Below are 24,982 nucleotides of genomic sequence, written 5' to 3'. Positions count from 1 at the left end.
CCTAATTTTTAAGTATTGCCGCACTGTCACGGATGAGCGCATTCACCAATGACCTAAGGTCAATGGCTTCTTGGCTCCGTTCCCCATGCTTGTAATTGGGATGCTTCATGCCAGGTTCTGCGCCTCCTCTAGCGCCATGCATCCGGCAGACCGTCCAGCCCCTTACCGCCGGGCTTTTGCAAGGCTCGCCTGTACGTTTTGAATTAGCAGTGCATCTGGGCGCACAGTGCATGGGGTAAGCGTCAGGTTTCATTATTGCCCCCACCCCCACGCTCGACATTCCCCACGATTGCCTGCCCGCCATCCTGCACGGTCACGCGCTCTACCCTCACCGTCTGTTGCCCCTTGGATCTATAGCGTTTCAAGGTCTCCATCTGAGCCGCGAAGGTTCTGCCCAGCTTGTTAAGCGCGCGCTCGGCAGAATCCTGCTGCGGGATGTTGTCAACATGATTGAGCCGCCGCGCCATCATCATGGTCGCTTGATGGACGACGGCCATTTGCGTCAGAAGCAGGATTTCGGCTGTATCCCTTGGCTTCATGTTATCGACAAAACCGAGCGCAAAGTTCGAAGCCTCTTCATCTATCCGCCTGCCATGTGCCCCCAGCGAGCCAATCTGGCCTAGCAGTTCGCTTATGACCGCCCGGTTGGTCACAGAAGGGAACAGGCGCTCAACATCGCCTTTCGCCTCGATCCGCAGCACGTTGTCATCGCCATATTGCAGCGTCAGGCCAAGCGGCTTTTCTGGTTTCTTCACCGCGCCCCCGCGCTTCTGGTCGTCCACCTTTTTCGTCATGTCTTGCCCTTTCCCATTTCGATCCATTCGCCAGAAAGACCGTCCCAGGCTCGCCCCTTCGGTCCATCTTTTTCCCAGCCGGTCAAGTTGCGCCAAGCGTCCAGCGACACCACGCGCCCGGTATAGGTCAGGGGCCTGACCCCGGCGGACACGCCATAAGGCCAGGACGCAGGTGCGGCGCTGGGCAGGTTTCCCAAATCTGGCGACCGCGTACCTGCTATTTCTGCTATTCCTGCTAATCTGCCTTCGTTCGCGTTGGGCGGCACATATGTAGCGAGCGGCGCATCATCACCGCCCATTCTTGCCAGCGCGGCTTGTGCGTCAAACCACATCGGCAAGCCCTCGCACGATACGCCACGCGTCCTTGCGGGGCGAGCTGCGCACCACCGCGCCGCTTTCCAATCGGACAATCCAGCCGTATTGCTCCAATAGCGCCAGCGCAGGCTTTGCGGTCTTAACATCGCGCAGGGCATATGGGCCGGATTGGATAACTTCTGCCTGCGCTATGTCTGCTTGACCCCAACTTTCGAGCAGCCACTTGCGCAGCTTTTCGGCGCGCTCGATTTCGACTGATACTGTTGCTGCTTCAGCAAGTCGCGCCGCTTCAGAAAGGTAGAATTGCGCGAGGGTGATTGCGTGCGCCATGTCCCGCGCCGTCACCTCCGGCGCGTCCAAGTCTTGCCAGAGCGTCAGCACGCCAGCGATGCGCCCAGCCTGTTCTGCCGCCTTGGATGCGGTGCCGGTGATATGTGCCAGGTCGCCGCCGGGCGCCTGCAATTTCTCGATTGTATCGTGAAACTCAATCAAGAGGCTGCGCGCCCCCTCGCTCTGGGATAGCACGCGGGGCTGCAATTCGCGCGTGTCAGCGTCCATTGGCATGGGTGTATCCAGTATCGTGCGCAGGCGGCTGGAAAATGCGCCCAACGCGCCGCTATCGGGCGTCATGTGGCGATGCAGCCGCGTTCCGATTGCGCTGGGTGGCTGGCATATCAGGAAGCGCGCCAGAAAGCCGCTATCCGCCGCCAGCGGATCCGCCATGAAGGTGTGCGCTACGCCTGGCTGCGCCATCAGATGCACCGCCAGCCGCCGCTCGTAGAGCGTATATGCGCCATCTCCCGCGCGGGTGCGCCTGATCGGGTTGCCCTGCCACAGGTCGTTGAGCGCGGTCAGCGTCTTTTGCCGGTTGTCGCTGTTCATGGCATGTCCGCCAAGAAACTGCCCGCCTTCATCCGAGAAAATGCCAAGCGACGGCTGGCCGGTCGCATAGAGCCGCGTAAGCCCCTCGAATGTCGGCTCTGTCACGATGCGGTCAGGGCTGGGCGGCGCTGCAGGTTCGCTGCCAAGCGCGTCCAGATCGGCCTCTGCCGCCGTGCGCTTCTCGCCTTTGCCTTTCTTGGCGTCGGCCAGGATGCGCTCGCGTTCGCCCTTGTAGAGCGCCTGCGCGTTTTGCCAGCTCTGCATGTCGCCTCTTTGGGCAATCGCTGCCTCGCGTTCATGGTCGCGCACAGCCTCTAGCAAAGGGCCGAAACATGCTGACTTGCGCTCGCCACTTGCCGCGATGGTCAGGCAGTAAAGCGACAGGGCACGCGGCCCGTTCAGCGTCTCGACGTTGGCAAAGCCCTGCACGGCCAAGGACGCGACCGCCAGCGCCGACTGCGCCGGTATGGCGACAGGGGCAAGGGCGATGCCCTTAACGGCCTCTACAGCCCCTTGCAGCGGCCCTAATGCTACCACCGGGTAAGCTTCGCCCTCTGGGATAGCGCGCAAGAGCGGTTGCGGCCCCTCGGCCTTGAACGGGATAGGATTGGGGGCGGTCATGCGCTTTCCCCTTTCATGGTCAGAATATCATTCCAGTCGCGCCCATCCGGCGCGGGCAACAGCGACACATCCCAGCCCAGTGCGCTTGCGCGTTCGGCCAAGGCATGCGCGGCCTCGCGGCCCGGTGCATCACCATCGGGCGCGATTGTCAGCCGATGCGGATCCTTGGGCAGATGCAGCCCCCGCATGCCGGACGTGGATAGCGCTGCCCAGATGGTCGCAGGCTTGCGCAAGATGCCACAGGCAAGGCTAAGCGCAGTCTCGATACCTTCGGCCACCAAAAGCGGCCCCTGCGCCCCTGTAAGCCTCACAGCCCCGCCAGAGACACGGCCCAGCATCAACTTGTCAGGCGCTATAGCAGCCTTGCCGCCGCCCGGTGCCAGATAGGTGCGATGCACGGCGCAATCCGCAACCCCATCCACCAGTGCCAGCATGGCCGGAAAGCGCTTAGCGGTCGGGTGCCAGCAGCTAGGCAGAAAGCGCAGCGTTTCGGGAAGGGGGCAGGAAATGCCCCGCCCCCTCAGATAGCTTTCGGCCAGGGTGCCGCTCATCGGCTGCGCCTCTTGCCAGAGCCGATGCGCCTGCGCGGAACGCTTCGCGGCATCGGCCCTTTCCTGCGCCTGCCGTGCCGCCACCTCGGACGGATCCGGCGCAGCATAGTCACCGGGCGCAATACCCGCCGCCGCGCGAATGTCGCCAAAGGCGCAGCCGGTTTTCTTGCAGTGCAGCAAGAGCCGCCCGCCATTGCCATCGGCCAGCGTCAGGGCGTTCTGACCCTTCTCCCGCGCAGGCTGGCACACCGGGCAGGCGGCGCTGCCATAGCCGCCATACCATTTGCCGCGCAGGTCTTGCGTGATCTGTCTCGCGTCCATCAGCACGCCCCCCAGATCAACGCTGCCAAGGCATTCGCCTGCGCTTCGGTCAGGCCATGCGTGCGCATCAGGAAGGTGATTTGCAGCCGGTTCATGCCGCACCTCCTTGCCAGCCCAGCGACACGCCAGAGCGCAGCACATAGCGCGCATGATGCCCCGGAAAGTCGCCTTCATGCGCTTCGGTGATGGTCTCGATTTCAACGCCCAGGTCGCGCAGGTTGTGGACGTAAGCAGCCCAGCGCGGCGCAGGGTTCTGAATAGGGCTACAACCCCTTGCCCCAGCCTTGCGCAACTCCTCCAGCGCCCAGCGGTCACGCCCTGAGACGATAATGCGGAAAGCCTCGCCTGCGCTGGACGTGATACAATAAGACGTGCCGCGACTATGGCGTTTGATGCGCTTGGGTGATATGTTTCGGGTGTTCGTCGCGCCTGCAAACGAAACATCCCGCGTCGTGTCAGCCCGCCAGCTGCACGGCGCTTTCTTTTTGCCCGCCACCTATCAAGCGGCGTCCTGGGCGCGGCTCTCAAGCCAAGCGGTAATATCAGCTTCACGCCATCCGACAGCGCGCTTGCCCAGCTTAACCGGCTTGGGAAACGTGCCTTCGGCCATCATGGCGTATAGGGTGCTTCGAGAAAGCCCAGTGATGCCTTCAACATCTGGGCGGCGATAGACTTTGTTTGTCATATCAAGCCTCTAGTGATGCGGTCAGACGCGCCAGAAAATGTGGCTTGTCTAAAACCAGATTCGCATGCACAAAAGGTGTAGGAAAAGTCGTACCAGATTTATCCTTACCTTGCTTCTCGGACCTGTTGCGCGGGTCCGGGAAGCGCCTCATTGGGCGCATGTTTACCCAAGAAGCTTCTTAACGATGAAGCTTTGGCACATACTCCGTCAATCGCAAATTTGCGGAAAATCCACCACTTAGTCGTTGACCTTTTGCGCAACGTAAAGGCCCGCCTTACGCGCAGCGATTCATGCACCGTCTATCCACACGCAATTTTTGACAGGCAGGGACTTAACTTCTTCTCTTAGGTCGCTGACAAGCCATCATTGTGTTGAATTGGAAAAGATACTCTTGTGGAAAACCTCTGCGCCCGCCTGCGCATGAACGCGCTCGCCTGTGCATGATTTGGTGCGTAACTGGGGCTGAAGGTTTTTTTCTCGGGCAGCCGACCCAAGCCGAAATCGAAAGCGTCATAGCGATATGGTTGGCGAATTCTACGTCATGAATTGTTAAGGTTTCGATTCCTACCGACTAAAACTGACGACTTCACTGCGCCGCACCGCCAGATAGCCCGCCCAGCTTTCTAGCATCTTGCGCCGCTTCTCAAGAAGATCCGAGCGCGCATAGGCGGCTTCCACTTTGCTTTTGACCACATGCGCCAGCGCAGCCTCGGCCACCTCGCGCGGGAAATTCGTCTGTTCCTGCGCCCATGTCCGAAAGGACGTGCGAAACCCATGCACATCCACGTCAAAGCCCTGCTCCTTGACCAGCTTGGAGAGCGTCATGTCCGACAGCGGCTTGTCCCGCATGGACGGAAACACCAGCCCCGATTTGCCGCGCAGCGCCTCGGCTTCGGTCAGGATTTCCAGTGCGCGGGCAGATAGTGGCACGCGGTGCGGTTTTTTCGCCTTCATACGCGCGGCTGGCACATTCCAAATAGCAGCTTTAGCAGTAATAGCAGTCTCGCCACCCTGAAATTCGATTTCATCCCAGAGCGCGCCGCGCACCTCACCAGACCGCGATGCGGTCAGGATAAGAAACTCCAGCGCCAGCTTTGTGGCGGGCCATGCGCCGGATGCCTGCACCACGTCGATACAACTCTGCACCTCGGCATAGGGAAGCGCCTTGCGATGTGACTGGGACTTTTCTTGCTTTGGCAACGCCTGCCCGATGTTCTCCGATGGGTTGTCCTGCCGCCAGCCCTGCGCAATGGCCCATTTCATCACGGTGCCGATGCGCTGCCGCACGCGCCGCGCTGTTTCGGGCTTATCCAGCCATATGGGCTGCAACACCTCCAATAGATCGGACGCTGAAACATCCGCCACCTTACGCGCGCCAATCTTGGGGAAGGCATAGGTTTCCAATGTCGATAGGAATTGCGCCGCATGTTTCGCGTTGCGCCATGTCGGTTTGTGGATTTCGTGAACCTTGCGGGCGGCTTCCTCGAAGGTCAGCACCGCCTGCGCTTCGCGTTTGGCTTGCAGCGGATCGCCCCCGACCCGCGCCAGCCGCTTGTTTGCCAGCGCCGCCTCGCGCGCCTCTGCCAAGCTGATGTAAGCCGCACCGCCCAGCCCCATGTCCGTGCGCTTGCCGCGAATGGTCAAACGCTGGATCCACTGCTTTGAGCCATTGGGCTGCACCAGCAGATAGAGGCCATGTCCATCTGCATACTTGCCGGGCTGGGACACCTGGCGCACGAAAACGGCGGAAAGCGCCTTCTCAGGGTGTTGCTTGCTGCTTGCCTTGTCCTGTGTCATCGCCCGACCTGCCCACTATCACGCCCCACAATATTTCCCACACTTTTTGTGGGATGTAAACGGAAACTAGCGGAACGTGCTGGACGGTCTTGAGTGGATTAAGCCCTGTGTATCAAAGCTTTATTGGAAGTTATAGGATACTACCAGTTCCTTGTGTGGCGGACATCGTCTCCGCCATTAATTTACAACTTTGCGATTCCATTCGCTTTCGTCGCGTTTCCTGCTGGTGACGGAAGGCCGCACGATGCTTTTCGAATTCATGGGGTGCCGGTACTTGGCCTATGGCTACCAGACTGTGGATGAAGTGCAGCCCCGCTAAAACCGTCAATTTTGTCGCTCCCGGTCCCAGCCTAGCCCAGCGCGAGAGGGACTGGGCGCGTGAGATGGGCGATCTGATCGCATTCTTTGTGGGCGACGGCGCGATCGTCGGCGTGGAATGGATGAACGCTGGCTCGCCCATCGCGATGAAAGCGGCCGGGATTACTGTCGTCGATGCGCTTGAGCAGGTCTATCACCACATTGGCATTTTCAAGGCGGGGATGAGCTTTCGCGATTACGCGGACTAGGCGTAGTACATTCCGGGCCGGTTTTACGCCAATCGCTACTACTGTCCTCTCACGGATGCCCATGATCATGGAGTGCCCCTATCTCTATCACTTCGGCGATTTCGCTTATGCCGGCTATAAGGGGGATGATCGAAGCGGGCGTAACGATCTGAGTTGAAAGCGATGTCGGCGAGGAGGGCGGCCGTGAATGGGGGGAGCGAAACGGGCATCGAGCTTTTGCCGGAATTTCCGTCTGAAGAGAGAATGATGGACGCAGGGTTCCAACTGGTCTTTCCCTTGCCACGAATCTGACGCTGGCGGCGATGCCGCGGCCTTGGCCGAGCGGCGACCTGCTGTGAAGTGGCGCGAAGCGTCCAGATCAGCGCTGTCTGTCATTCTCAAGGGCTCATGCTACAGGCTTTGAACGCGGAGCCGCTGACGTCTGCTATCGTCTCGGACCTCCGTGAAGATTGCATGACATTTATTGCGGTTGAACAGGCGAGTTGGAGATATGGCAATTCTGCTCGAAAAAATAACATTTAAAATCAGATAGTTGTGGTCTGATCTGGAGCGCTTCCGCATTTTCGCCAGTGCTCAAGAGCAGATTCAAAACGCGGAACGAGTCAGTTGATTAAGCGAAGATGTTACGCCTATCGTGGCGGCACGAGAGGTATCGTTGAACTGGAGGGATCGACATGAACATCCAACGCTTACTGCTGGCGTCCGCATCCGCGTCCGTGATCGCCGCGCCGCTGGCGGCGCAGACGGAAATCGAATTCTGGCACGCGTTTACGGGCCGTCTGGGAGAGCTGGTGACCGCTCAGGTCGAGGACTTCAACAGCTCGCAATCCGACTACACCGTGACCGCAACCCACAAGGGCAACTATTCCGAGACGCTGAATGCCGGGATCGCCGCCTTCCGCGCGGGCGAGCAGCCCGATATCCTGATGGTGTTCGAGGTGGGCACCGCCACGATGATGGCCGCCGAGGGCGCCATAAATCCGGTCTACAAGGTTATGGAAGAGGCGGGCGCCGAGTTCGATCCGGACGGCTTCATCGGATCGGTCAAGGGATATTACACGACCAGCGATGGGGACATGCTGTCGATGCCCTTCAACTCGTCGACCCCGGTGCTGTGGGTCAACCGCGATGCGCTGTCCGAGGCAGGGATCGACCCCGATACCGACCTCTCGACATGGGAGAAGATCGGCACGGTTCTGGACCAGTTGAAGGAGGCAGGAAGCACCTGCCCGATGACCACTGCATGGCAAAGCTGGATCCATCTGGAAAACCTTTCAGCCTATCACGACGTACCCTTCGCCACGCAGGCAAATGGGTTTGACGGCCTCGATACCGAGCTGGTCCTGAACGGCGAAACGCAGATCGCGCATATCGAGGCAATGGGTGAATGGGCGAAAGAGGGCAAATTCATCTATGCCGGTCGCCGCAATGAGGGCGGCGCCAATTTCCGCGCGGGCGAATGCGCGCTCTTCACCGAAAGCTCGGCCGGCTATGCCGGGATCAAGGACGAGGCCACGTTCGAGTTCGACGTGCGACCGCTTCCCTACTGGTCGTCGCTGGTCGATGCGCCGCAGAACACCATCATCGGCGGTGCCTCGCTCTGGGTGATGGCAGGGCAGGGCGATGAGGAATACAAGGGCGTTGCGTCCTTCCTCAACTACCTCTCGTCCCCCGAGGTCCAGGCCAAGTGGCATCAGGACACCGGGTATCTGCCGATCACGACGGCCGCTGCGGAATTGACGCGCGAGCAGGGGTTCTACGAGGAGAACCCCGGCACCGACGTCGCCGTGACCCAGATGACCACCAACGCGCCGACGGAAAACTCCAAGGGCCTGCGTCTGGGTAATTTCGATCAGATCCGCACCATCATCGACGAAGAGCTGGAGGCCGTCTGGGCCGGTGACAAGCCCGCGCAAGCTGCGCTCGACAGCGCCGCCAGCCGTGGGAACGAGCTGCTCCGCCGCTTCGAGCAGGCGAACCGCTAAAAGTCAGGCCGCGCTCCGGGATGGCTGGGGCGCGGCACGGAACTCATGGAAAAGCGCGTCACCTTCAAGGGTATCTGGTTGCCGCTTCTGCTGGTTCTGCCGCAGATCGCGGTGACGGCTGTCTTCTTCTTCTACCCGGCGGGGCAGGCGATCTGGCAGTCGCTGTTCATCCCCGATCCCTTCGGCCTGTCGATGCGGTATGTCGGTCTGGGCAATTTCGAATACCTCCTTGGCAATCCCTATTACCGGGCGTCTTTTGTCACGACGGCGATATTTTCCATTCTCGTGACGGTCGTGTCGATGGGCGTGGCGCTCTACCTCGCCGTCCTCGCGGACCGGCTGATCAAGGGGTCGGGCGTTTACCGGACCTTGCTGATCTGGCCCTATGCTGTTGCCCCGGCCGTGGCGGGCGTGCTGTGGCTATTCATGTTCAATACGCGCGTGGGCGTGGTGACCTGGTATCTGGGCGTGCTGGGCTATGACTGGAATCACGTGCTGAACGGAGAGGAGGCGATGGGCCTTGTCGTCGTTGCCTCCTCCTGGGGGCGGATCAGCTATAACTTCCTGTTCTTCCTTGCCGGGCTTCAGGCCATTCCGAAATCGGTGATCGAGGCGGCTGCCATCGACGGCGCCCATTTCTGGACGCGCTTTCGCACCATCGTCTTTCCCCTGCTGTCGCCGACCACGTTTTTCCTGCTGGTCGTCAATATCGTCTATGCCTTTTTCGAAACCTTCGGGGTCATCCACACGATCACCTCGGGCGGGCCGCAGCAGGCCACGACCATTCTGGTCTACAAGGTCTATTCGGACGGCTTCGTGGGGCAGGATCTGGGCTCGTCCGCAGCGCAATCCGTGATCCTGCTACTGATCGTCGGTCTTTTAACCATCGTGCAATTCAAGTTCATCGAACGGCGGGTGCATTACTGATGGCACATCGCGACGGCATGGTAGAGCGGCGCGGGCTGGGCCATTGGCTGACCCATCTGGGCCTGATCATCGGCCTTCTCTTCGTGTTCTTCCCGATCTGGCTGGCCTTCGTCGCCTCGACCGTGACCCAGCCCGAGATCGTCAGACCCCCCATGCCGCTGCTGCCCGGTGACCAGTTTTTCGAGAATTACCGCAAGGCGCTGGTGGCGGGCATCAATGCGCCCGTTGCCCTGATGATGCTCAATTCGCTGATCATGGCGATCGGCATCGCGCTGGGCAAGATCGCCATTTCGCTCATCTCGGCGTTCGCCATCGTCTATTTCCGCTTTCCGGGGCGCAGGCTGTTCTTCTGGCTGATCTTCCTCACCCTGATGCTGCCCGTCGAGGTGCGGATCGTTCCGACATACGAGGTGGTCGCCGGCTTTGGCATGCTCAACAGCTATTCGGGCCTCATCTTCCCGCTCATCGCGTCGGCTACGGCCACATTTCTTTTCCGCCAGTTTTTCATGACCGTCCCGGACGAGCTGGCCGAGGCTGCGCGAGTCGATGGCGCCGGCCCGATGCGCTTTTTCTGGGATATCCTGCTGCCGATGAGCCGCACGAATATCGCCGCGCTTTTCGTCATCCTGTTCATCTATGGCTGGAACCAGTATCTATGGCCGCTCTTGATTACCACGGACCCGTCGATGAATACCATCGTCATGGGGATCAAGCAGATGTTCCCGTCGGGGGACGATATCGCCGACTGGCCGGTCATCATGGCGACGTCCCTTCTGGCGATGATACCGCCCGTGATCGTCGTCATCAGCATGCAACGGCTGTTCATTCGCGGCCTCGTCGATAGTGAGAAGTGATCCATGGCGACCGTCAACCTCAAGGGCATAAAGAAATCCTTCGGCAAGACCGACGTGATCCACGGTATCGATATCGATATCGAGGATGGCGAGCTTATCGTGATCGTCGGCCCCTCTGGCTGCGGCAAGTCCACGCTTTTGCGCATGGTGGCGGGGCTGGAGACAATCACCAGCGGCGAGGTTCTGATCAACGCCACGCGCGTGAACGAGCGCGAGCCGATGGCCCGAGATATCGCCATGGTGTTCCAGAATTACGCGCTCTACCCGCATATGTCGGTCTTCGACAACATGGCCTACGGGCTGAAGATCGCCGGGCGACCCAGAGCGGAAATCATTGAGAGGGTGGAGGCCGCCGCCACCCTTCTACAGCTTGAGCCTTACCTCACGCGCCGTCCGCGCGAGCTGTCCGGCGGTCAGCGCCAGCGCGTCGCGATGGGCCGCGCCATCGTGCGCAAACCCGCAGTGTTCCTCTTTGACGAGCCGCTGTCGAACCTTGACGCCAAGCTGCGGGTGCAGATGCGGTTGGAGATCAAGCAACTGCAAAGGCGCCTTGGCGTCACCTCGCTCTATGTCACGCATGATCAGGTCGAGGCGATGACCCTCGCCGACCGGATGATCGTGATGAATGGCGGTGTCGCCGAGCAGATCGGCGCCCCGCTCGAGGTTTATGCCAACCCCGCGACCCAGTTCGTGGCGGGCTTCATCGGCTCGCCGCCGACCAATTTCATGAAGGCCGAGCTTGCGAATGTGCCCTCGGCCGCGGCGGTCACTCTGGGCGTGCGCCCAGAGCATCTGACTATTGCGACCGGCGCGCATAAGGTCAAAGGCACGGTCCTTTACTCCGAAGCGCTGGGGGCCGAGACGCTGGTGCATGTCAAGCTGGTGGATGACACGTTGGTCACCATCCGCCTGAGCGCGGCGGAACGGTTGCCTGTCGAGGGCGAAGACGTAGCGCTGACATGGGATCATGCCGACGAGATGTGGTTCGACGCCTCGGGGAGACGTGCCTGAGCGCTGCGCGATCCGGTTTGTCGGGTCATCTCAGCTTGGGTCACAGGCATGCCGCCGCCGGGGCGATCGTTGATTGGCTCGGCGGCGGAGTCGACACTCATTCCGGCTGATTCTTCTTCTTTCCTTGGCTCATATGGCCCGCGCCGTGCTGCATACTCCCCATCTTGTCCGCATGGGCGGCCATTTCATCGCTGCTGATGGCGCCATTCCCGTCGGTATCGAGTTTGGCAAAACGCTCATCCAGATACTCCTGCATCATTTTCATGTGCATCGCCTCGAACTCGCCGCGGGACAGGCTGCCATCTCCGTCGGCGTCGTTTTCGGACAGCCTGGTTTGCATCATCTCGCGCCGCTCTTCGGCGCTGACGGTGCCGTCACCGTCCTTGTCGGCCATTTTCATCATCGCGCCCTTCATGCCGTGGCCCATGCCTTGTCTGCCCTCCGGCGGCGGCGTAGCCCCTTGGTTGGAGGTGTTCTGTGCCATGCGGGGCGTGCTGTCAGCGGCTGACGTTGCAGCGCCTTGCCCTTGGGTCTTTTCTGCCAGCGCCGCGGACCCGAGGGCCGTAGACGTGGCGAGTGCAAAAACGAAGAAGGGGCGAATGGACATCTCAGTCTCCAATTCCGGGTTGTGTTACTTTCTAAGTCACGCGGTGCCATGACGCGGGCCACGTTCAAGCGGCCGTACTATGTGTTCAACCACTCCGCGTCGCATTCGTTCCAGTCTGCACGGCGGGGGAGTCACGGCGGCCCATGACGGGCAATGTCACTTCGGAAAACCCCTGATCCTGCCGGGCAAGGGTAGGGGGCCGGCGCACTCCTCACGGCTTGGGAATACCATCTGCCCACCAAGATTCTACGATACCCGGACAGATCCAGAGAATGGGTCCGGCAGCACCGGTAAGCGCAGAAATTTGTTTACATTTTGTCCTCAAGCGTTAGCAATTCCATACTGCAATAGCCTGCGCTTGCACATTGCGTGCAGGATGCGGGTATAAAAAGATGACGTGAGGGTGGTATGGCAGTCGCGCTTGAGGCGAAGGGATTGACGAAAGAGTTCAAGGGCTTTGTCGCCGTGAACAACGTCGATCTGTCGGTCGAAAAGGGAACGATCCACGCGCTGATCGGCCCGAATGGCGCCGGCAAGACGACCTGTTTCAACCTGCTCACGAAATTCCTGCAGCCGACCCGCGGCTCGATCATCTATGAAGGCCGCGATATCACCAAGATGAAGCCCGCCGAGATTGCCCGGCTGGGCATGGTTCGGTCGTTTCAGATCTCGGCGATCTTTCCGGACCTGACCGTGCTGCAGAACGTGCGGGTGGCCCTGCAGCGGGCGCGCGGCGAGAGCTACGATTTCTGGCGCTCGGACAAGATCCTGTCGAAATTCGACGATCAGGCGCGCGGCTATATCGACGAGGTCGGGCTGAGCGAGTTCACCAATGAGCGCGCCGCCGCCTTGCCCTATGGACGCAAGCGCGCGCTCGAGATCGCCACCACGCTGGCGCTCAGCCCCGACATGCTGCTCCTGGACGAGCCGATGGCGGGCATGGGCCGGGAAGATGTGGAGCGCATCTCGCAGCTGATCCGGCGGATCGCCGAGAATCGCACCGTACTGATGGTCGAGCATAACCTGTCGGTGGTGGCTGATCTGTCGGACCGCATCACCGTGCTGGCGCGGGGCGAAATCCTGGCCGAAGGCACCTATGATGAGATATCGAAAGCCCCCGAAGTGATCGAAGCCTATATCGGAGCGAGCCATGACTGACGCGGCGGACGTGCTTTTGAAAGTCAGCGACCTCAACGGCTGGTATGGCGAGAGCCATGTCCTGCACGGCATCGATTTCGAAGTGCGGAAGGGCGAAGTCGTCACCCTTTTGGGGCGCAACGGCGCGGGCAAGACATCGACCCTCTTGGCGATCATGGGCATCCTCGGCAAGCGCACCGGCTCGGTCACCTTCGAGGGCACCGAACTGATCGACATGCAGCCGCGCCATATCGCGCGGCTGGGCCTCGCGCTCTGCCCCGAAGAGCGCGGCATCTTTTCGTCGCTGAGCGTCGAGGAAAACCTGATGCTGCCGCCCCGCATCGCCGATGGTGGCCTCAGTATCGAGCGGATCTATGATCTGTTTCCCAACCTGCGCGAGCGACGCACCAGCAGCCAGGGCACCAAGCTGTCGGGCGGCGAGCAGCAGATGCTGGCGATCGCCCGCATCTTGCGCACGGGCGCCAAGTTTTTGCTGCTGGATGAGCCGACCGAAGGTCTGGCACCCGTTATCGTGCAGCAGATCGGGCACACGATCGAGGCGCTCAAGGACGAAGGCTTTACCATTGTTCTGGTGGAGCAGAATTTCCGGTTTGCCGCGTCGGTCGCTGACCGGCATTACGTGGTGGATCAGGGCAAGGTCGTCGATATGATCGCGAACGACCAGTTGGAGGAGAACACCGAGAAGCTGCACGAGTATCTCGGGGTCTAGAACGATAAAGGGCGCAAGCAGCGCCGAAACCAGGGAGGAAAAGAATGTTCAGGAAACTAGCTATCAACTCCGCGGCACTGGCCGCGATGCTCGGTGCGCCGGCGATGGCGCAGGACATCAATGTCAAGCTCGGCGTGCTCAACGACCGTTCGGGCACCTATGCGGACCTGTCGGGCGAAGGCTCGGCTGTGGCCACGCGTATGGCGGTCGAGGATTTCGGCGCCGCCGACAAGGGCATGAATGTCGAGGTGATCTCGGCCGACCACCAGAACAAGCCCGATGTGGGCTCGAATATCGCGCGCCAGTGGTATGACGTGGACGGCGTGACCGCTATCGTCGATGTGCCGACCTCGTCCGTGGCGCTGGCCGTCGCCGACATCACCGCCGAAGCGAACGGCGTTCTGCTGGATTCCGGTGCAGGCTCGACCAGCCTGACGCGCGACCAGTGCCAGCCGACGACCGTGCATTGGACCTATGACACCGCCGCACTCGCCAACGGCACCGGCGGCGCCGTCACCAATGCCGGCGGCAAGAAATGGTTCTTCCTGACTGCCGACTATGCCTTTGGTCACTCGCTGGAAGAGAACACGATGGCCGTGGTCAAGGAGAACGGCGGTGAAGTCGTCGGCAACGTGCGCCATCCCTTCCCGTCGCAGGACTTCTCGTCCTTCCTGTTGCAGGCGCAGGGCAGCGGCGCTGACGTGATCGGCCTCGCCAATGCGGGCGGCGATACCGTCAACGCGATCAAGCAGGCGTCGGAATTCGGCATCACCCAGGCGGGCCAGTCGCTGGCCGCTCTGCTGATGTTCGTCACCGACGTGCATTCGCTGGGAACCGAAACCGCGCAGGGCCTGAACCTGACCGAGGCGTTCTACTGGGATCAGAACGACGCCACGCGCGAATGGTCGGCCCGCTTCGAAGAAGAAATGGGTTCCAAGCCGACGATGGTCCATGCGGGCGCGTATTCCGCCACGATGGCCTATCTGGCGGCGGTCGAGGCCGTAGGCAGCGCCGAGGACGGCAAGGCCGTGGTCGCCAAGATGAAGGAGATGGAGTTCGACGATCCGCTCTTCGGGATGACCACCGTGCGCGGTGATGGCCGTGCGATCCACGACATGTACCTCTTCGAGGTCAAGGCACCGGGCGATTCCGAAGGCGAGTGGGACCTCTATAATCAGGTCTCCTCGATCAGCGGCGAGGATGCGTTCCTGCCGATGCTGGACGAGTGCGACTTCACCAAGCAGTAAGACACTGCCGACGTCCGCCCGGCTACATCAGCCGGGCGGGCGCGTCTTGATCACTCAGGCCAACGGGACGGCATCATGTTCGAACTTCTGGGAATACCGCCGCAGGTTCTGATGGGTCAGCTTTTGCTGGGCCTCATCAACGGCTCGTTCTACGCGGTGCTGTCGCTGGGGCTGGCCGTGATCTTTGGCCTGCTCAACATCATCAACTTTGCCCATGGCGCGCTTTACATGGCGGGCGCCTTCGTGGCGTGGATGCTGCTCAATTATCTCGGCATCGGCTATTGGCCCGCTCTCTTTCTGGCGCCGCTGATCGTGGGGGCCTTCGGCATCCTGCTGGAGCGGACCATGCTGTCGCGGCTCTATCACCTTGACCATCTCTACGGGCTTTTGCTGACCTTCGGCCTTGCGCTGATCATTCAGGGCCTGTTCCGCAATTACTATGGCATCTCCGGATTGCCGTATCAGATCCCCGACATCCTGAACGGTGGCCAGAACCTCGGCTTCATGTTCCTGCCGAACTACCGCGCATGGGTGGTCGTAGCATCCGTTGTTGTGTGCTTTGGTACCTGGTTCATGATCGAAAAGACCCGGCTGGGCGCCTATCTGCGCGCAGCGACGGAAAACCCGGTGCTGGTGGGCGCGTTCGGCGTCAACGTGCCGCTGATGATCATGCTCACCTACGGGTTCGGCGTCGCGCTCGCGGGCTTTGCCGGCGTGCTGGCCGCGCCGATCTATTCGGTTAACCCCACGATGGGCGAGCAGCTTATCATCGTGGTCTTCGCCGTCGTGGTGATCGGCGGCATGGGCTCGATCATGGGGGCGATCCTCACGGGATACATGCTGGGCATCGTCGAGGGGCTGACGCGGGTGTTCTACCCCGAGGGATCGGCCGTTGTGATCTTTGTCATCATGGCGATCGTTCTGATGATCAAACCCGAAGGACTGTTTGGGAGGCCCGCATAATGGCGATGGCAGACAACACCAAAGCGGCGGACGTGGTGCCGCAGACCGCCGGCATGCCACGGCTGCACAAGATCATCTTTGCCGTCCTTCTGGCGGTGCTGATCGTTCTGCCCTTCTTCGTCTATCCGATCTTCGCGATGAAGGTGATGTGCTTCGCGCTCTTTGCCGCCGCGTTCAACCTGCTGCTGGGCTTCGGCGGATTGCTGTCCTTTGGACATGCGGCCTATTTCGGCGGGGCCAGCTATGTCGCCGCTCATGCCGCCAAGGTCTGGGGGCTGACGCCGGAACTGTCGGTGCTGTGCGGCGCTGCTGCTGCGGGCGTTCTGGGGCTCATTATCGGATCGCTCGCGATCCGCAGGCAGGGCATCTACTTTGCCATGGTCACGCTGGCCTTCGCGCAGATGGTCTATTTCATCGCCCTGCAGGCCGAGTTCACCGGCGGCGAGGACGGCATCCAGAGCGTGCCGCGCAACGATCTTTTCGGGATGATCCCGCTCGCCGACAATCTGGCGCTCTATTTCTTCGTGCTGGTGGTGACCTTCGGCGGCATCTTGATGCTTTACCGGATCGTGCATTCGCCCTTCGGCCAGGTCTTGAAGGCAATCCGCGAGAATGAGCCGCGCGCCGTGTCGCTGGGCTATGACGTCAACCGTTACAAGCTGATCGTGTTCACGCTGTCGGCCACGATGGCTGGTGTGGCAGGGGCGACCAAATCGCAGGTGTTTCAACTGGCGTCGCTGACGGATGTGCATTGGTCAATGTCGGGCGAGGTCGTTTTGATGACCCTGCTGGGTGGCATGGGCACCGTCTTTGGTCCGCTGCTGGGCGCTGGCATCATCGTGACAATGCAGAACTACCTTGCGACCTTCGGAGCGTGGGTCACGATCATTCAGGGCGTCATCTTTGTCATCGGAGTGCTGATGTTCCGCGAAGGGATCGTGGGCGTTCTGGCGCGCTGGCTGAAACGGCCCCTTTGATATCTGTCACTGGCGCGGCGCCGGGGAGGCGCCGCGCAGGGGTCATTCGCCTCAGGGGCGCTTTTGCCCGTTGCCGAAGACGAGGTATTTGAAGCTGGTCAGTTGCTCGGCGCCGACTGGCCCGCGGGCATGCATCTTGCCGGTCGCGATGCCGATCTCGGCCCCCATGCCAAACTCGCCCCCATCCGAGAACTGGGTCGATGCGTTGTGCATCACAACGGCGGAATCCACCGCCGTCATGAAGGGCGTCACCACGTCCATATCCTCGGCCACGATGGCGTCCGTATGCCCCGAGGAATGCGCCTGAACAAATCCGATCGCCTCCTGCAGATCGGCCACGACCTTCACCGACATGATGTTGCTGAGATATTCGGTGCCCCAATCCTCGTCCGTGGCGGCAGTCATGTCCGGCACGATCTTCTGCGCTTCGGCATCGCCGCGCAGCTCGCAATCGCTGAGCACCTGGGCAAGGCGGGGCAGGAAGTCGCCCGCGATCTTGCGGTCGACCACGACGCATTCAGTGGCGCCGCAAATCCCCGTCCGCCGCATCTTGGCATTCTGGACGATGCCCACGGCCTTCTCGATATCGGCACTCTCATGGACATAGGTGTGATTGTTGCCGTCCAGATGCAGAAGGGTCGGCACACGGGCCTCCTTCTGGACCAGCGACACCAATCCGCGCCCGCCGCGCGGGATGACCAGATCGATCGCCTCAGTGCTGTGCAGCAGCAGCTTGACGGCCTCCCGGTCGCGCGTGTCGACCAGTTGCACCGCGTCCTCGGGCAGACCGGCGGCGCGCAGCCCCTGGGCCAGGCACGAGACGATGACCCGCGAGGAATGCAGGCTCTCGGAGCCGCCGCGCAGGATCACCGCATTGCCGGATTTGACGCAAAGCGCGCCTGCGTCCGATCCGACATTGGGGCGGGACTCGTAGATCATGGCGATGACGCCGATGGGCACGCTGACGCGGTTGATCTTCAGCCCGTTGGGCCGGTCGAATGTGGCAAGCATGCGGCCAAGCGGGTCGTCCTGCGCGGCGATGGCATCAATGGCATCGGCCATACCCTCGACACGCTCTTCGGTCAGGGTCAGGCGGTCGATGAACGCGGCGTCCTTGCCACTGTCACGGACGCTGTCGCAATCCTTGGCGTTCGCCTCCAGCAGTTCGGGCGCGCGTGCGCGCAGCGCCTTTGCGGCCTCGGTCAGCGCCTTGTTGCGCTGCTCGGCCGTGGTGGCGGCCAGCCCCTGTGCCGCCGCCCTGGCGCGCTCCCCCAGATCCGCGACCAGCGCGGCGATATCGAGATTGGGCTGTGCCTTGTCGGTGCTCATGTCGTTCATCGTGTCGTCTCCTTTCGGCGGCCTTTTGGGCCGCATCATGGTGGCGCGCGCGTTGCGACCGGTAAAATGGCCCGGCACCGTCTATGCGGCCGGGCTACATCAAGTGGGCCGTTGCGGCCCATGCCGCAAGGGGTCTGCCTCGGCGCGCGCTCTGTGTTCGGGGTGCTACATAACGCAAAGCCATGCCGTTTACAGCAAATTTAATGTCGTTTTCAGCACGCGTGCGGCTTGTTTCGCCAAACGCATGCGGGTGCGCCTTCTGGCCGCGTTTTCCGTGACGGCAGGCGCCGCGCTGGGCCGGGCGAGGCCATGACCTGTTTGCATTCCGATATCTGGGGCGTGCTATAAAACGGCGAATCACTGAAAGGGGTAATGCTGTCCGTTGGCGTCCTTGGGCGCCACTAGAAGGTATTTATCTCATTGAATACAAATGAATAGTGGAGAATGCCTGTGTCCAAGAGAAAGAAGATCGTCGTCAAGGTCGGGTCCAGCCTGCTGGCCAATAGCGAGAAGCTGACGCTGAGATATGCGTTCATCAACGGCTTGATGAGCGACCTCGCGCAGCTTCAATCCGAAGGCTATGACATCATCCTGACCTCCTCGGGCTCGGTCGCGCTGGGCCTCAACATGGTCGGGAAACGTCCCGAAGAGGCCGGCATCATGGACAAGCAGGCCGCCGCCGCCTGTGGCCAACCCCTGCTGATGAACGCCTACCGTCAGGTCGCGTCCGAGCATGACATGGACGTGGCCCAGATGCTGGTCACGGTCGGCGACATGGAAGAGCGCCGCCGGTTCCTCAACATCAAGAACACCATGCTGCGTCTGCTGGAAAGCAACATCCTGCCCATCGTGAACGAAAACGATTCCATCGCCACGCGCGACCTGCGGGTGGGCGATAATGACCGCTTGTCCGCCAAGGTCGCCCAGATGGTCGAGGCCGATACGCTGATCATCCTCACCAGCGTCGAGGGGCTTTATGATCGCGATCCTGCCGACCCGGACGCCGAGTTCATCCACGAGGTCGAGGATGTGAGCGAGCACCTGGAATCCACCACGGGCATCAGCGAGTTGGGCAGTGGCGGGATGCTGACCAAGATGCACGCCGCCAACATGGCGCAAAATGCCGGGGTCGAGACGATCATCGCCGACGGCATCATCGAGCGCCCGATTTCCTCCGCGCTCAAGAACGAGCGGCGCCATACCCGTTGTCTCGTGACCGGCGAGACGGCGTCGCCGCTCAAGATCTGGCTCAGCAACAGGCTGCAGGTTGCAGGCTCGCTTGTCGTGACGGATCAGATTGCCAAGGCGCTGGTGGCGGGCGAATGCGGGATCAGCCGGGCCGATGTGACATCGATCCAGGGCGATTTCACCAAGGGCGACGTGCTGCATATCTACAACGATTCCGGCACGGAAATCGCGCGCGGCCTGACGAATTTCTCGTCAGAGGAAACCATGCTGATGGCGCGCCATATCGACATGCCTGTCGAGGATGTCATTGGCTACAAAACCAAAAGCGACGTCATCGCCAAGGAGAATATCCTGATCCTTGAGGAGAACCACCTGACGCTGGACGCCCCCGAGCATGACCAGAAGGTCGTCGTGCCGATGTAGGCAGCCGGGCAGGGCGATGGTCCGATGATAGGGGCGCGGTGCTGAGGGCGCCGCGCCCTTTCTTCTCGGGTGGCGGTGCCGGTCTGCACGATGTGTCAGCTCGTCAAAAAGGCCTGAAGGCGCTGCTCGGTCACTGTCAGCTCGCGCGTGCCGCTGCGGGGAGGCATGTCCCGGGCGGTCTTGGCGAGGTCTAGAACGTCCGGATGGATATAGCTGTTGCGCGCGATGGCGGGAGTGTTGTGCAGGCGCTCGGCGGCGGCTTCGGCCATGGCCTTGATCGTCGGGCGCTCGTCCTGCAGCGCGACCTCGAAGGCGGCGACCGTGCCCGCCCACGTGCGAAAGGTCTTCGCCGTCAGGGTCTCGATCCCGCCAGCGTCGGCCAGATAGTCGTTCAGGCCAGCCGAGGTGACGCGGCGCGTCCTGCCCTCATCGTCGAGCCAAGTCAAAAGCTCGGCTCCCGGCAGATCGCGAATACGCTCGAGCGCCTTCATCAACCGCGAGTCGGCCAGTTGCCGGCGCACCCGTTTGCCGCCCTTGCCGGTATACGAGATGTTCAGCCGCCCGTCCCGCAGCCGAACGTGGCGCCCCTTGAGGGTCAGCGCGCCGTAACTGCCGTTCTCGCGGGTGTATTCAGGGTTGCCCACGCGCAGCGACAGCCGGTCGATCATTGCGGCGGCGGCGGCTATGGCAAAGGCCTCTTCGCCCGGCTCTTCGGCCAGATCGCGGCGGATGCGGCGGCGGATCGCGGGCAGGGCCTCGGCGAAATCCGGCAGGGCCGAGAATTTCTGCGCCGCCTGAAGTGCGGTCCATTCGGGATGATAGCGATATTGCTTGCGCGCGCGGGCATCCTGACCGGTGGCCACGAGATGACCGCTCTGCAGCGGCGAGATCCAGACATCCTCCCATGCGGGCGGCACGGCGAGGGCTTGGATTCGGGATCGCTCTTGCGCAGCGTCAATGCGCGTGCCGTCGTCATTGAGGTAGGAAAAGCCACGCCCGCAACGCCGCCGGCGGATACCGGGGCGCGAGTCGGGATAATAGCGCAGGCTGGGCGGCAGATCGGGAGCTTCGGTCATGGCGGGCTTTCGGGCGGAAGGGCGCGAGCGCGGCAACAGTGCTGCGGCAGGGCCTAAACACCGGTTGCGGCAGCAGGGTTCCGCCTTGCGGCGCCGGGCCGCAGGGAACCGGCAGACGCATCGCAGGGTTTTTCACATGCGCGGGGCACCGCCGCGCGCCAGATCGAGGAGACATCCATGTCACATGAATTCGCCGCAACCCCCGGCCCGCGTCCCGGCAATCCGGGCGTTCCCAATCCCGGCCCGGCCAATCCGGGCCGCCCGGACCCGCAGCGCCCGCCTTCGGAAGTGCCGAACGATCTGCCACCCGAAAAAACGCCCGAGCCGCCGCAGGAAACGCCGCAGGATCTACCGCCCGAGGATCCGTTCGTGCCGCCCAACGAAACGCCGCCGGGCGGGCCAAGCGAGATCCCGCAGTACTGACGTGTCAGCGCAGGCTGCGCAGCAGTTCGGCCGATGGCTCGCCCGTGGCAGGCAGCCCTTGGCTGGACTGATAGGCGCTGATGGCGCTGCGCGTGTTGGGTCCGATCACGCCATCCGTGCCGTCCGTGTCAAAGCCGCGCGCGGTGAGGCGTTGTTGCAGCGCCACGCGGTCCTCCTTGGTCAGGCCGTTTGCATCCGGCGGAAACGCGCTGCGCAAGGGGCCGGCGCCGCCGATCCTGTCTGCCAGGTGGCCGACGCCGATCGCATAGGAATCCGAGTTGTTGTAGCGTTTGATGGCCCGGAAGTTGCCGGTCACCGCAAAGCGCGGCCCGCCGGGCTGGGGCTGAATCACAGTGCCGGGGGCGCTCTCGCCGGGCATCACTTCGCGCCCCCAAGGCGTACCGCGTGACCACCCGCTTTTGGCGAGGTAAGCCGCGGTGGAGGCCAGCGCGTCGCTCGGATCCTCGGACCAGATGTCGCGCCGCCCGTCGCCGGTGTAATCCACAGCGAAGGCCTCATACGAGGTGGGGATGAATTGGGTATGACCCATCGCGCCCGCCCAGGATCCGGTCATGCGGTCAGCGGTGATATCGCCGTTCTGGATGATCTTGAGCGCCGCAACCAACTGTTTTTCAAAGAAAGCCCCGCGCCGTCCGTCAAAAGCGAGCGTCGAGGTGGCCGAGATCACCGGCACATCGCCGCGCCGCTCTCCGTAAAAGCTCTCGAGCCCCCAGACCGCAGTGATGATCTCGGCATCGACGCCATAGCGCTGTTCCAAGGCGTTCAGCGTCGCGCTGTGGCGCGCAAAGGCGGCGCGGCCCTTGGCAACCCGCTCGTCCGAGGCGGCGATGGCAAGGTAGTCTTCCAGCGTGCGGGTGAATTCGGTCTGGTTGCGATCCCGCTTGACCACGCCCGGCAGATAGCCGGTGCCGCGGAAGGCGCTGGCCAGCGTCGCGTTCGAGATGCCGTAGCCTCCGGCTCGGCTGCGAAACCCCGCGACCCAGGCGTCGTAGGCCGCATTGGGCACGGGGCGCAGATCGTCCGGCAGTGCCGTGGGTCCGCTGGCTTCGGCGGCGCCGGCCATGCCAAGGCCGCGCATATCGCCGCAGGCCGACAGTGCCAATGCGCTGAGGCCGATGGCAAAGAGCCGCCTTGAGGGTCCACGCGCGGCGCGGGTGGCCGATGCAATTTTGGGTTCCGCCGATTTGAAAGAATGTGTCATGCCTGCCTCGCTTATGCTTATGCTTTTGCGGTTAATCTTAGGGTATCGTAGTCGGGGGCAAAAGTGGGTGCGCGCGGCGAGCGGGGATTATTGCCGGCGCTGACCGTTCGGCAAGCAGCGACACTTTGTCAGCTTGACAAGCCACACCCAATCTGGCCGGCTCAAAGGGTTCGATTCGATGGGCGAACGCTCGCCCGTCTGTGCACCCAAGGGTTGAACTCTGGGGCGATAGGACGCAGTATGAGCCGAGCGTCAAGCCATTTCATTGACGCCCAAACCTCAACAACACCGACGGTGGCCCGGCTGTCTGATCCCTCCAAGGAAGTTGCGCCCAGAATGTTGAACGGTGCCCTGACCCATCTCCTGAAGCTGAAGCGCGCGCACAAGCGCGCTCTGCAGTTGGTGGCGGACGCGGCTCTGCTGATCCTCAGCTACACGGCTGCGGCGGGTTTGGCCGGCGCAGGCGCGGTCATCGCCTCCAGCGGATTCTGGCGTGCGGCGCTGATTTTCGTGCCGGTCAGCCTTTTGGTCTTCGTCCGGCTGGGATTTTACCGGGCGGTCGTGCGCTACCTGTCTACCCAATTGCTGATGACGATCTTTTTCGGGGTGCTTGCCTCGTCCGTACTGTTGCTGTCGTCCTTGCGGATGCTTGATGTGCCGCTGCCGGTGAGCACGGTGCCGATCTATGGACTGATTGCCATGTGCGTTCTGGGCGGCTTGCGCATGGCCCTGCGCGAATTGCTGCAGCGGCACGCATCCGAAGGGCGCAAGCCGGTGCTGATCTATGGCGCGGGAAAGTCGGGCCGTCAGCTTCTCAGCTCGCTTCGCGAACAATCGGAATTCGTTGTGGTCGCATTTCTGGACGATGCCACGGAATTGCACGATTCCGAGGTGGGTGGCATCCGCATCCACGATCCTGCGCGTCTTGGACGGTTGATCCAGCTTTACGGCGTCAAGATGGTGCTGCTGGCGCTTCCCAGTGCCTCGCGTGCCGAACGCCGTGAAATCGTCGAGCGGCTGGAGCCGTTTCCCGTGCGCGTGCAGACCATTCCGGCCATGTCGGATATCGTCACGGGCAAGGCCCGCACGAGTGATCTGCACGACATCGCCATTGAGGATCTGCTGGGCCGCGACCCCGTTCCGCCGATGGAGCCTTTGATGAAGGGCGATATCGAGGGCAAGGTGGTGATGGTGACCGGGGCCGGAGGCTCGATCGGGTCCGAGCTCTGCCGCCAGATCATCCAGCAGCGCCCCAGCGCCCTGATCCTGTGGGAGCTGTCGGAACTCGCTCTCTACACCCTCAACAATGAACTGACCGAGACCATCGGAGCGCGAAATCTCGAGGTGCGGCTGGTGCCGCTTATGGGGTCGGTGCAGAACCCGCGCCGCCTGACCGCCACGCTGGCGCGCTTCGGCGTGCAAACGGTCTATCATGCGGCGGCCTACAAGCACGTCCCGCTGGTCGAGCAGAACGTGGTCGAGGGAGTACGCAACAACGTCTTCGGCACGCAGGCCGTGGCGCAAAGCGCCATCGACGCCCGGGTCGAGTCCGTCATTCTGATCTCGTCGGACAAGGCGGTACGCCCGACCAACGTGATGGGCGCCTCCAAGCGCCTGGCCGAGCTGGTGTTTCAGGCCGCCGCGCGTCGCCAGAACCATACGATCTTTTCCATGGTGCGGTTCGGAAATGTGCTGAACTCGTCCGGGTCCGTCATCCCGCGCTTTCGCAGTCAGGTCGAGCGGGGCGGGCCGGTTACGGTGACCGATCCCGAGATCACCCGCTATTTCATGACCATCCCCGAGGCCGCGCAACTGGTCATTCAGGCCGGTGCCATGGCGACGGGCGGCGACGTCTTCGTTCTGGATATGGGGGAGCCGATCAAGATCGTCGATCTGGCCGACAGCATCGTCCGCCTGAGCGGGCTGACCCCTTACCATATGCCGCCGGGTGCCAATGGCAGAACCGCGCATGTTGAGGGCGACATCGCCATCCAGTTCACCGGGCTGCGGCCGGGCGAAAAACTGTTCGAAGAGCTGCTCATTGGCGAGACATCCGGTCGCACCGTGCATCCGCGCATCATGACCGCGAGTGAGACATGCCTTTCGCCTGATGCGCTGGACGCGCTTCTGGACGACTTGCTGAATGCCTGCAAAATGCAGGATATCAGTTCATTGCGCAGTCTGATCACTGCCGCGCCGCTGGGATACACCCCGTCGGGCCCCGCCGCTGACCTGCTGAGCGCCGGTGACGACGATTTGTGGGTGCGCGAAGCGGCTGAATGACCTTTGGCATCCGTGCCGGGTGGCCAGATGTTGCAAGTGGGGCGTGATCCGCCGATTTG

Annotated in this window: 24 protein-coding genes; 13 read left to right on the top strand and 11 right to left on the bottom strand. The window is 62.0% G+C overall.

All coding sequences use genetic code 11. From position 1 onward, the window contains the following. Positions 1–242: 242 nt before the first annotated feature. From ACEWPL_RS13275 to ACEWPL_RS13245, 7 genes are all read right to left on the bottom strand, one after another. Positions 243–794 carry a hypothetical protein gene (locus ACEWPL_RS13275; RefSeq protein ID WP_393931019.1) on the bottom strand — a complete coding sequence of 184 codons (552 nt, stop codon included), beginning with the start codon at positions 792–794 and terminating at the stop codon, positions 243–245. Next, complete coding sequence (locus ACEWPL_RS13270; RefSeq protein ID WP_393931021.1) at positions 791–1,126, bottom strand: hypothetical protein; 336 nt, start codon at positions 1,124–1,126, stop codon at positions 791–793. The genes ACEWPL_RS13275 and ACEWPL_RS13270 overlap by 4 nt, the downstream gene beginning before the upstream one ends. Continuing rightward, positions 1,116–2,612 carry a YfjI family protein gene (locus tag ACEWPL_RS13265; RefSeq protein ID WP_393931023.1) on the bottom strand — a complete coding sequence of 499 codons (1,497 nt, stop codon included), beginning with the start codon at positions 2,610–2,612 and terminating at the stop codon, positions 1,116–1,118. The genes ACEWPL_RS13270 and ACEWPL_RS13265 overlap by 11 nt, the downstream gene beginning before the upstream one ends. Beyond that, positions 2,609–3,484, bottom strand: a complete 876-nt coding sequence (locus ACEWPL_RS13260) for a DUF7146 domain-containing protein (protein WP_393931025.1) — start codon at positions 3,482–3,484, stop codon at positions 2,609–2,611. Before ACEWPL_RS13260 ends, ACEWPL_RS13265 begins: the two co-directional genes overlap by 4 nt. A gap of 91 nt (positions 3,485–3,575) precedes the next feature. Continuing rightward, entirely contained in the window at positions 3,576–3,980 is a 405-nt protein-coding gene (locus ACEWPL_RS13255) for a winged helix domain-containing protein (protein WP_393931027.1), read from the bottom strand. A gap of 3 nt (positions 3,981–3,983) precedes the next feature. Beyond that, positions 3,984–4,169, bottom strand: coding sequence for a helix-turn-helix transcriptional regulator (locus tag ACEWPL_RS13250; protein WP_393931029.1), 186 nt, complete (start codon positions 4,167–4,169; stop codon positions 3,984–3,986). A gap of 564 nt (positions 4,170–4,733) precedes the next feature. Beyond that, on the bottom strand, positions 4,734–5,966 hold the full coding sequence (locus ACEWPL_RS13245; protein WP_393931031.1) for a tyrosine-type recombinase/integrase: 1,233 nt from the start codon (positions 5,964–5,966) through the stop codon (positions 4,734–4,736). Positions 5,967–6,349: 383 nt separating this feature from the next. Here ACEWPL_RS13245 and ACEWPL_RS13240 point away from each other — a divergent pair, with 383 nt between their 5' ends. The 5 genes from ACEWPL_RS13240 (at position 6,350) to ugpC (ending at position 11,309) form a co-directional block, all read left to right on the top strand. Then, entirely contained in the window at positions 6,350–6,532 is a 183-nt protein-coding gene (locus ACEWPL_RS13240; RefSeq protein WP_393931034.1) for a hypothetical protein, read from the top strand. Positions 6,533–7,206: 674 nt separating this feature from the next. Further along, positions 7,207–8,517, top strand: a complete 1,311-nt coding sequence (gene ugpB / locus ACEWPL_RS13235) for a sn-glycerol-3-phosphate ABC transporter substrate-binding protein UgpB (protein WP_393931036.1) — start codon at positions 7,207–7,209, stop codon at positions 8,515–8,517. Between the two features lie 45 nt (positions 8,518–8,562). Continuing rightward, complete coding sequence (gene ugpA, locus ACEWPL_RS13230; RefSeq protein WP_393931038.1) at positions 8,563–9,444, top strand: sn-glycerol-3-phosphate ABC transporter permease UgpA; 882 nt, start codon at positions 8,563–8,565, stop codon at positions 9,442–9,444. Between the two features lie 17 nt (positions 9,445–9,461). Further along, on the top strand, positions 9,462–10,298 hold the full coding sequence (gene ugpE, locus ACEWPL_RS13225; RefSeq protein WP_393931195.1) for a sn-glycerol-3-phosphate ABC transporter permease UgpE: 837 nt from the start codon (positions 9,462–9,464) through the stop codon (positions 10,296–10,298). A gap of 3 nt (positions 10,299–10,301) precedes the next feature. After that, positions 10,302–11,309 (top strand): sn-glycerol-3-phosphate ABC transporter ATP-binding protein UgpC, encoded by a 1,008-nt coding sequence (gene ugpC / locus ACEWPL_RS13220; protein ID WP_393931040.1) that lies wholly within the window; start codon positions 10,302–10,304, stop codon positions 11,307–11,309. 97 nt (positions 11,310–11,406) lie between these two features. Here ugpC and ACEWPL_RS13215 read toward each other — a convergent pair whose 3' ends face one another. Then, entirely contained in the window at positions 11,407–11,793 is a 387-nt protein-coding gene (locus tag ACEWPL_RS13215) for an EF-hand domain-containing protein (protein ID WP_393931042.1), read from the bottom strand. 531 nt (positions 11,794–12,324) lie between these two features. Between ACEWPL_RS13215 and ACEWPL_RS13210 the strand changes: the two genes are divergently transcribed. The 5 genes from ACEWPL_RS13210 (at position 12,325) to ACEWPL_RS13190 (ending at position 16,970) form a co-directional block, all read left to right on the top strand. Continuing rightward, positions 12,325–13,074 (top strand): ABC transporter ATP-binding protein, encoded by a 750-nt coding sequence (locus ACEWPL_RS13210; protein ID WP_393931044.1) that lies wholly within the window; start codon positions 12,325–12,327, stop codon positions 13,072–13,074. Beyond that, on the top strand, positions 13,067–13,783 hold the full coding sequence (locus tag ACEWPL_RS13205; RefSeq protein WP_393931046.1) for an ABC transporter ATP-binding protein: 717 nt from the start codon (positions 13,067–13,069) through the stop codon (positions 13,781–13,783). The genes ACEWPL_RS13210 and ACEWPL_RS13205 overlap by 8 nt, the downstream gene beginning before the upstream one ends. Positions 13,784–13,827: 44 nt before the next feature. Beyond that, on the top strand, positions 13,828–15,030 hold the full coding sequence (locus ACEWPL_RS13200; RefSeq protein ID WP_393931048.1) for an ABC transporter substrate-binding protein: 1,203 nt from the start codon (positions 13,828–13,830) through the stop codon (positions 15,028–15,030). Between the two features lie 75 nt (positions 15,031–15,105). Then, positions 15,106–15,993, top strand: coding sequence for a branched-chain amino acid ABC transporter permease (locus ACEWPL_RS13195; RefSeq protein WP_393931050.1), 888 nt, complete (start codon positions 15,106–15,108; stop codon positions 15,991–15,993). Further along, positions 15,993–16,970: a branched-chain amino acid ABC transporter permease gene (locus ACEWPL_RS13190; RefSeq protein WP_393931052.1), complete on the top strand. Its 978-nt coding sequence runs from the start codon at positions 15,993–15,995 to the stop codon at positions 16,968–16,970. Before ACEWPL_RS13195 ends, ACEWPL_RS13190 begins: the two co-directional genes overlap by 1 nt. Positions 16,971–17,021: 51 nt before the next feature. On the opposite strand, the gene ACEWPL_RS13185 is transcribed toward ACEWPL_RS13190, so the two are convergent. Next, positions 17,022–18,308 (bottom strand): glutamate-5-semialdehyde dehydrogenase, encoded by a 1,287-nt coding sequence (locus tag ACEWPL_RS13185; protein ID WP_393931054.1) that lies wholly within the window; start codon positions 18,306–18,308, stop codon positions 17,022–17,024. A gap of 450 nt (positions 18,309–18,758) precedes the next feature. Between ACEWPL_RS13185 and proB the strand changes: the two genes are divergently transcribed. Further along, on the top strand, positions 18,759–19,919 hold the full coding sequence (gene proB / locus ACEWPL_RS13180) for a glutamate 5-kinase (protein ID WP_420744352.1): 1,161 nt from the start codon (positions 18,759–18,761) through the stop codon (positions 19,917–19,919). A 95-nt stretch (positions 19,920–20,014) separates the two neighbouring features. Here proB and ACEWPL_RS13175 read toward each other — a convergent pair whose 3' ends face one another. Beyond that, positions 20,015–20,995, bottom strand: coding sequence for a DNA topoisomerase IB (locus tag ACEWPL_RS13175; protein ID WP_393931058.1), 981 nt, complete (start codon positions 20,993–20,995; stop codon positions 20,015–20,017). A 177-nt stretch (positions 20,996–21,172) separates the two neighbouring features. Between ACEWPL_RS13175 and ACEWPL_RS13170 the strand changes: the two genes are divergently transcribed. Further along, on the top strand, positions 21,173–21,418 hold the full coding sequence (locus tag ACEWPL_RS13170) for a hypothetical protein (RefSeq protein WP_393931060.1): 246 nt from the start codon (positions 21,173–21,175) through the stop codon (positions 21,416–21,418). Positions 21,419–21,422: 4 nt separating this feature from the next. Here ACEWPL_RS13170 and ACEWPL_RS13165 read toward each other — a convergent pair whose 3' ends face one another. Further along, positions 21,423–22,517 carry a lytic murein transglycosylase gene (locus tag ACEWPL_RS13165; protein ID WP_393931197.1) on the bottom strand — a complete coding sequence of 365 codons (1,095 nt, stop codon included), beginning with the start codon at positions 22,515–22,517 and terminating at the stop codon, positions 21,423–21,425. A gap of 459 nt (positions 22,518–22,976) precedes the next feature. Here ACEWPL_RS13165 and ACEWPL_RS13160 point away from each other — a divergent pair, with 459 nt between their 5' ends. Next, the gene (locus ACEWPL_RS13160; RefSeq protein ID WP_393931062.1) at positions 22,977–24,923 is read left to right on the top strand and encodes a polysaccharide biosynthesis protein; all 1,947 of its coding nucleotides are present in this window, start codon (positions 22,977–22,979) and stop codon (positions 24,921–24,923) included. The last annotated feature ends 59 nt before the right edge of the window (positions 24,924–24,982 follow it).

Source organism: Roseovarius roseus (assembly GCF_043355935.2).
Taxonomy (GTDB): Bacteria; Pseudomonadota; Alphaproteobacteria; order Rhodobacterales; family Rhodobacteraceae; genus Roseovarius; species Roseovarius roseus.
The sequence above is the reverse complement of the archived record's forward strand: the minus strand, read 5'-3'. Positions and strand labels throughout refer to the sequence as shown.

What these genes read in the sequence shown, in the direction of transcription:
- ACEWPL_RS13275 (WP_393931019.1), bottom strand. Translation starts at nt 794, where the DNA reads ATGACGAAAAAGGTGGACGACCAGAAGCGCGGGGGCGCGGTGAAGAAA.
- ACEWPL_RS13270 (WP_393931021.1), bottom strand. Translation starts at nt 1,126, where the DNA reads ATGTGGTTTGACGCACAAGCCGCGCTGGCAAGAATGGGCGGTGATGAT.
- ACEWPL_RS13265 (WP_393931023.1), bottom strand. Translation starts at nt 2,612, where the DNA reads ATGACCGCCCCCAATCCTATCCCGTTCAAGGCCGAGGGGCCGCAACCG.
- ACEWPL_RS13260 (WP_393931025.1), bottom strand. Translation starts at nt 3,484, where the DNA reads ATGGACGCGAGACAGATCACGCAAGACCTGCGCGGCAAATGGTATGGC.
- ACEWPL_RS13250 (WP_393931029.1), bottom strand. Translation starts at nt 4,169, where the DNA reads ATGACAAACAAAGTCTATCGCCGCCCAGATGTTGAAGGCATCACTGGG.
- ACEWPL_RS13245 (WP_393931031.1), bottom strand. Translation starts at nt 5,966, where the DNA reads ATGACACAGGACAAGGCAAGCAGCAAGCAACACCCTGAGAAGGCGCTT.
- ACEWPL_RS13240 (WP_393931034.1), top strand. Translation starts at nt 6,350, where the DNA reads ATGGGCGATCTGATCGCATTCTTTGTGGGCGACGGCGCGATCGTCGGC.
- ugpB (WP_393931036.1), top strand. Translation starts at nt 7,207, where the DNA reads ATGAACATCCAACGCTTACTGCTGGCGTCCGCATCCGCGTCCGTGATC.
- ugpA (WP_393931038.1), top strand. Translation starts at nt 8,563, where the DNA reads ATGGAAAAGCGCGTCACCTTCAAGGGTATCTGGTTGCCGCTTCTGCTG.
- ugpE (WP_393931195.1), top strand. Translation starts at nt 9,462, where the DNA reads ATGGTAGAGCGGCGCGGGCTGGGCCATTGGCTGACCCATCTGGGCCTG.
- ugpC (WP_393931040.1), top strand. Translation starts at nt 10,302, where the DNA reads ATGGCGACCGTCAACCTCAAGGGCATAAAGAAATCCTTCGGCAAGACC.
- ACEWPL_RS13215 (WP_393931042.1), bottom strand. Translation starts at nt 11,793, where the DNA reads ATGGCACAGAACACCTCCAACCAAGGGGCTACGCCGCCGCCGGAGGGC.
- ACEWPL_RS13210 (WP_393931044.1), top strand. Translation starts at nt 12,325, where the DNA reads ATGGCAGTCGCGCTTGAGGCGAAGGGATTGACGAAAGAGTTCAAGGGC.
- ACEWPL_RS13205 (WP_393931046.1), top strand. Translation starts at nt 13,067, where the DNA reads ATGACTGACGCGGCGGACGTGCTTTTGAAAGTCAGCGACCTCAACGGC.
- ACEWPL_RS13200 (WP_393931048.1), top strand. Translation starts at nt 13,828, where the DNA reads ATGTTCAGGAAACTAGCTATCAACTCCGCGGCACTGGCCGCGATGCTC.
- ACEWPL_RS13195 (WP_393931050.1), top strand. Translation starts at nt 15,106, where the DNA reads ATGTTCGAACTTCTGGGAATACCGCCGCAGGTTCTGATGGGTCAGCTT.
- ACEWPL_RS13190 (WP_393931052.1), top strand. Translation starts at nt 15,993, where the DNA reads ATGGCGATGGCAGACAACACCAAAGCGGCGGACGTGGTGCCGCAGACC.
- ACEWPL_RS13185 (WP_393931054.1), bottom strand. Translation starts at nt 18,308, where the DNA reads ATGAACGACATGAGCACCGACAAGGCACAGCCCAATCTCGATATCGCC.
- ACEWPL_RS13175 (WP_393931058.1), bottom strand. Translation starts at nt 20,995, where the DNA reads ATGACCGAAGCTCCCGATCTGCCGCCCAGCCTGCGCTATTATCCCGAC.
- ACEWPL_RS13170 (WP_393931060.1), top strand. Translation starts at nt 21,173, where the DNA reads ATGTCACATGAATTCGCCGCAACCCCCGGCCCGCGTCCCGGCAATCCG.
- ACEWPL_RS13165 (WP_393931197.1), bottom strand. Translation starts at nt 22,517, where the DNA reads ATGCGCGGCCTTGGCATGGCCGGCGCCGCCGAAGCCAGCGGACCCACG.
- ACEWPL_RS13160 (WP_393931062.1), top strand. Translation starts at nt 22,977, where the DNA reads ATGTTGAACGGTGCCCTGACCCATCTCCTGAAGCTGAAGCGCGCGCAC.